Below are 4,569 nucleotides of genomic sequence, written 5' to 3' on the forward strand. Positions count from 1 at the left end.
GGGCCGCCCGATGCGGTCGCGGAACTGGTCACGCTGGCCGGTTACCTGCCGCTGGCGGTGGCACTGCTCGCCCGGGTCTACGCCAGGCATCCCTCGTGGGAACTCGCCGACCTCATCCGCGAGACCAGGACGAGCGTGCTCACCCTCGCGGCGGAGAAGGACACCGTGGCCATCGCGTTCGAGGTGTCCTACCGGTACCTCAGCACCGGTCAACAGCGGCTCTTCCGCTACCTCGGCCTGCACCCGGGCAGCACGATCGATCCCTACACCGCTGCCGCACTGGGCGGCATCCCGCTCGGCGAGGCCACGGCATGTCTCGACGCCCTCCACCAGGAGGCCCTGCTGACCGAGACAGGTCATCGCCGCTACGTGATCCACGACCTGATCCGCCGCTACGCGCTGGACCGGGCCGCCGCCGATCCCGAGACCGAGCGCGCCAGCGGACTGGACCGGCTGCTCGACTACTACGAGCACACCACAGCCGTCACCGAGGCAATCCTCACCCGGCAGGCCCGGCCCCAGCCAAGCCCGGCTGCCCGCCCGGCCGCGCCGCCGGCCGCGGTTCCCGCCGTGCCCGACCGCGCGGCCGCACTGTGGTGGGCACGGGCCGAGCACGCCAACGTGCTCGCCTGCCTGGACCACGTCACCCGCACCGGTCAGCATGCCAGGGTGGTTGCCCTCACCGCTGGTACTGCCGCCGTGCTGCGGCAAGACGGACCGTGGACCGACGCGATCACCCGCCACGCGACCGCCGTGGCGGCCGCCAGGCAGATCGGCGACCGGCTGGGGATGGCCAACGCCCTCGACGACCTGGGAATCGTGCGCCGGCTGAACGGAGACTACGCGGGTGCCGCACTCGCCCAGGAAGAGGCACTGACTGTCTACCGCGACCTCGGCAGCAGCCAGGGCCAAGCCAACTGCCTCAGCCACCTGGGAACCGTGTGGACCCTGGCCGATGACTACGGGCGGGCCGCCGGCGCCCTTGACGCGGCACTGGTCCTCTACCGCACGCTGGGCGATCGCGAGGGGCAGGCCGACACCCTCAATCACCTGGGGGTCGTGCGACGGCTCACCCACGACCAGCGCGGTGCGGCCAAGGCGCTTGAGGAGGCACTGGGCATCTACCGCGACCTGGACAACAAGCAGGGCCAGGCCACCACGTTGACCTACCTGGGCACGATCCGCCGGCGGATCGGCGACTACCCGGGCGCGGCCCAGGCCCAGGAGCAGGCCCTGGATATCCAGCGTGAGCTCGGCAACAAGCAAGGCCAGGCCAACGCCCTGTGCTATCTGGGGACGCTTCACCGGGAGATTGGACACTACGAGCGCGCCGCCCGGGAGCAGGAACAGGCGCTTGACATGTACCGGGAAATCGGCAGCCGGCTGGGCCAGGCCAACACGATGTCCGAGCTGGGGGTCGTCCGCCGGATGGTGGGCGACCACCCGGGCGCGGCCCAGGTCCAGCAAGAAGCACTGGACATCTACAAGGAGCTCGGCGACCTCGCAGGTCAGGCCATGTCGCTATGCGAGCTTGGCGCACTGCGCCGGCTGGCCGGAGATTTCATCCGCGCTCAGGAGCTGCTTGAGCTGGGTCTGGGCATCGTCGAGGAACTCGCAGACGTGGCCGAGGCACTCGACGAGCTGGGGACGCTGCACCGGGTTCGCGGCGACCTGGACCGGGCCGAGGCATGCCACCGGCGGGCCCTGAACAGTGCCCGCGAGGTGGAAAGCCAGCTGGACGAGGCTCGTGCGCTCGCGGGCCTGGGCCGCTGCGCACTGGCTGCCGGGCGCGGGGCCGACGCGCTAGCCATGCTGACGAAAGCGCACTCGATCTTCGCGCGGATGGGCGTGGCAGAAGCAAGCGCGATTTCCGCGCTGCTGAGCGGGATCGCGGGAACTGAGGGAAAGCGCTTAGCCCAGCCCGCCCTCGTGTCACCCGATCGGGGGTCATGACAGTGTCGCCTCGATCGGGAATGCTAGCTGTGCGCCAGCCCGCGATCTGTTGACGCCGCGGCGCCGGCATGCATCACGGCGCCGGCCTGCGGCCGATTCGCCCTGGGGGGGCCTCCGGGGGGGGCTTGGGTCCCCCGGGCCGGTTACCGGCCCGGGGGACCCAAGCCGGGGCGGTCGGCCGCGGCCCGGGCGAATGACCGGTACGGCGTGATCTCGTCCGGCTTGATCACGCCGTCTTCGATCGCGCGGGCGAGCAGCGCGTCCTTGCTCGCCGCGCTCCGCCCGGTGGCCGCGTACTTGGCGCGCGCCCGGCTGATGTACTGCCGGACCGTGTTCTCGCTGATCGACATGCGCCGCCCGACCGATGCTTTCGACATGCCCTGGAACCACAGCAGCAGCGCCTGCCGCTCCTGCTGTGACAGCGCCGGCCGGGCCGGGCGCTGGTCGGCGAGCATCGCCCTGGCCTGCGACCGGGTCACGTAGGGCCGGTCGGCGGCGGCCGCCAGCACGGCCTCGACCAGATGCTCGCGGCCCTCCTCCTTGGATACGTAGGCGTGCGCGCCGTAGTCCAGCGTCTCCATCACGATCGCCGGATCGCTGTGCCCGGAGAAGGCCACCACCCGGTATCCGGCTCCCACCAGCCCGGGGATCTGCGCGGTGACCAGCTCGCCGGACAGCTCCAGGTCCAGGATGATCACGTCGACCGGCGGCCGCGGCATGGCGCTGAGCCCGGTCAGGTCGCGGGCCGTCTCCACCAGCCGTACCCGCCGGCCGGGGTCGGACCTGATCCAGGACGCCACCCCCTCGGTGACGACCGGGTGGTCTTCGATGATCGCTACCGTCACCGGTTGTTCCATCGCGCCTCCGCCCAGAGCATGCCGTCGTCTTGCTGCTGTTCGATCGCGACCCCCTCGCCCGCCACAGGCAGCGGGACGGCGGCGCCGGTGTCGGCGACGAAGCTGACCGCGACCCCGGCGGCCACCGCCGCCAGGGTGATCCGCGCCTGGCTGCGCGCGGCGGTCAGGATCGCGATGGCAGCGTCGGTGATCACCCGCCGGGCCGGGCCGGGTACCTGCGGCAGCTGCCCGGCCGTCTCGATCTGGACGGCAATCCCGCGCCGCTCGGCTACATCGGCACTCGCGTGCAGTTCGTGCACGAGCGATCCCGGTACCTCGTCGCCCTCGGCAAGCAGCCGGCGCAGCCGGGCCGCCTGGACCGCGCACCTGGTGCGCACCCGCGCGTCCCCCGGGTCGGCCGTGCCCGCCGCCAACTCGGCGACCAGCGGGACAGCGCTTTCCTGCAGCGCCAGCCAGCGGGCGTGCCGGGCGGCCCGGATGATCTCCGCGGTGGCGGCCCGCTCGCGGGCGGCGTGCTCACTCTGCGCCGCCGCGGCGGCATGGCCGGCGGCGACATTCAGCGCCCTGACCCCGGCGGCGACGGCCACCTGGGCGCCGGTCGACCAGGCCAGCACGGCGAGGAACCCGGCCAGGTCGGTGCGGTGCAGCCCGTCCCACAGCTGCACGCCCAGGGTGGCCAGGGCCTCGGCGGCGAGGAACAGCGCAAGCTCGGCGAACCGGCGGCGGAGCAGCACGAGCACGCCCGTCCAGCCGGCGCTTCCCCACGCCCAGTTGACCGCCAGCATCTGGCCGGCCGGGCTGGCCGCCGCCGCTGCCGTGCTGGCGGCCAGCGCGATGAGGGCCACCGCCCAGGCCGGGCGCCAGCCGGGCGTTCCGCGCAGCACCAGGACCGACCCGGCGGTGATCGCCAGCGCCATGGCCAGCCACATGGCGCACTGGAAGGCGAATGAGCCGTAGGCCGGCCGGTTGTGCAGCAGCTGCCCGCCCGCTCCGGCCAGATGCCAGCCCGCGACCAGGAAGATCACGGCGATGGTGAAGGCCCGCTGATAGCGGCCGGACATCGTCGCGGTCGGCTGGACGGCGGTCATGCCGGCCAGCTCACGGTGACGGTCGTGCCCGCGCCGGGACGGCTGGCGATCTCGGCCCGGCCGCCGGCGGCCAGCATCCGCCCGGTGATCGACTCCCGGATGCCCCGGCGCGATGGCGGGGTGGCGGCCGGGTCGAACCCGCGGCCGCGGTCAGTGATCTTGACGACCGCCCAGCCCGCGCCGCCGGTGACGGTCACTTCCGCCTGGGCGGTTCCTGCGTGCTGCTCGACGTTGCGCAGCGCCTCGCCGACGCAGGCGGCGAGCTGATCGGCGACCGGAGACGGCAGCGTGACAGGGACGAGCTTCAGCCGCACGGCCAGCTCATCGGTGCTGGCCGCGGCCCGCTCCAGCTTCGGTCTCAGGTCAGTCAGCGACGCCAGCCCGCCCGGTGCGGCCGGGGTGCCCGCGAGTCCTTGCAGCACGCGCAGGTCCCTGGCCGCCTGCGCGGTCAGCGCCGGGGACGGTTCCGCGAAGGCGCCGGCCGCGACCATGGTCAGGGTCGACAGGACGGTGTCGTGCAGCTGGCGGTGCTGTTCTCGCTCGTCAGCGCGCCGCGCCTCCTCGGCATGGATCTGCCGCTCGGTCTCCAGGCCGGCGGCGACGACCGCGTCCGCCTGCCGGGCGCCGCCGCGGATCACCGCCAGCAGCCCGGCGGCGACGAGCGTCTCCAC

The 4,569-nt window shown here is 73.2% G+C and carries 4 protein-coding genes; 1 reads left to right on the forward strand and 3 read right to left on the reverse strand.

The window, feature by feature from the left end; translation table 11 throughout:
• A partial coding sequence (locus Q1N79_RS09340) for a tetratricopeptide repeat protein (protein WP_300606894.1) occupies positions 1–1,953 on the forward strand: 1,953 nt, incomplete at its 5' end.
• A gap of 143 nt (positions 1,954–2,096) precedes the next feature.
• On the opposite strand, the gene Q1N79_RS09345 is transcribed toward Q1N79_RS09340, so the two are convergent.
• From Q1N79_RS09345 to Q1N79_RS09355, 3 genes are all read right to left on the reverse strand, one after another.
• Positions 2,097–2,798, reverse strand: coding sequence for a response regulator transcription factor (locus Q1N79_RS09345; protein WP_300606897.1), 702 nt, complete (start codon positions 2,796–2,798; stop codon positions 2,097–2,099).
• On the reverse strand, positions 2,795–3,898 hold the full coding sequence (locus tag Q1N79_RS09350) for a hypothetical protein (protein WP_300606900.1): 1,104 nt from the start codon (positions 3,896–3,898) through the stop codon (positions 2,795–2,797). Before Q1N79_RS09350 ends, Q1N79_RS09345 begins: the two co-directional genes overlap by 4 nt.
• The coding region (locus tag Q1N79_RS09355) for an ATP-binding protein (RefSeq protein ID WP_300606903.1) at positions 3,895–4,569 on the reverse strand (675 nt) is incomplete at its 5' end. The genes Q1N79_RS09355 and Q1N79_RS09350, both read right to left, overlap by 4 nt.

This window comes from Trebonia sp., from assembly GCF_030042015.1.
Taxonomy (GTDB): Bacteria; Actinomycetota; Actinomycetes; order Streptosporangiales; family Streptosporangiaceae; genus Trebonia.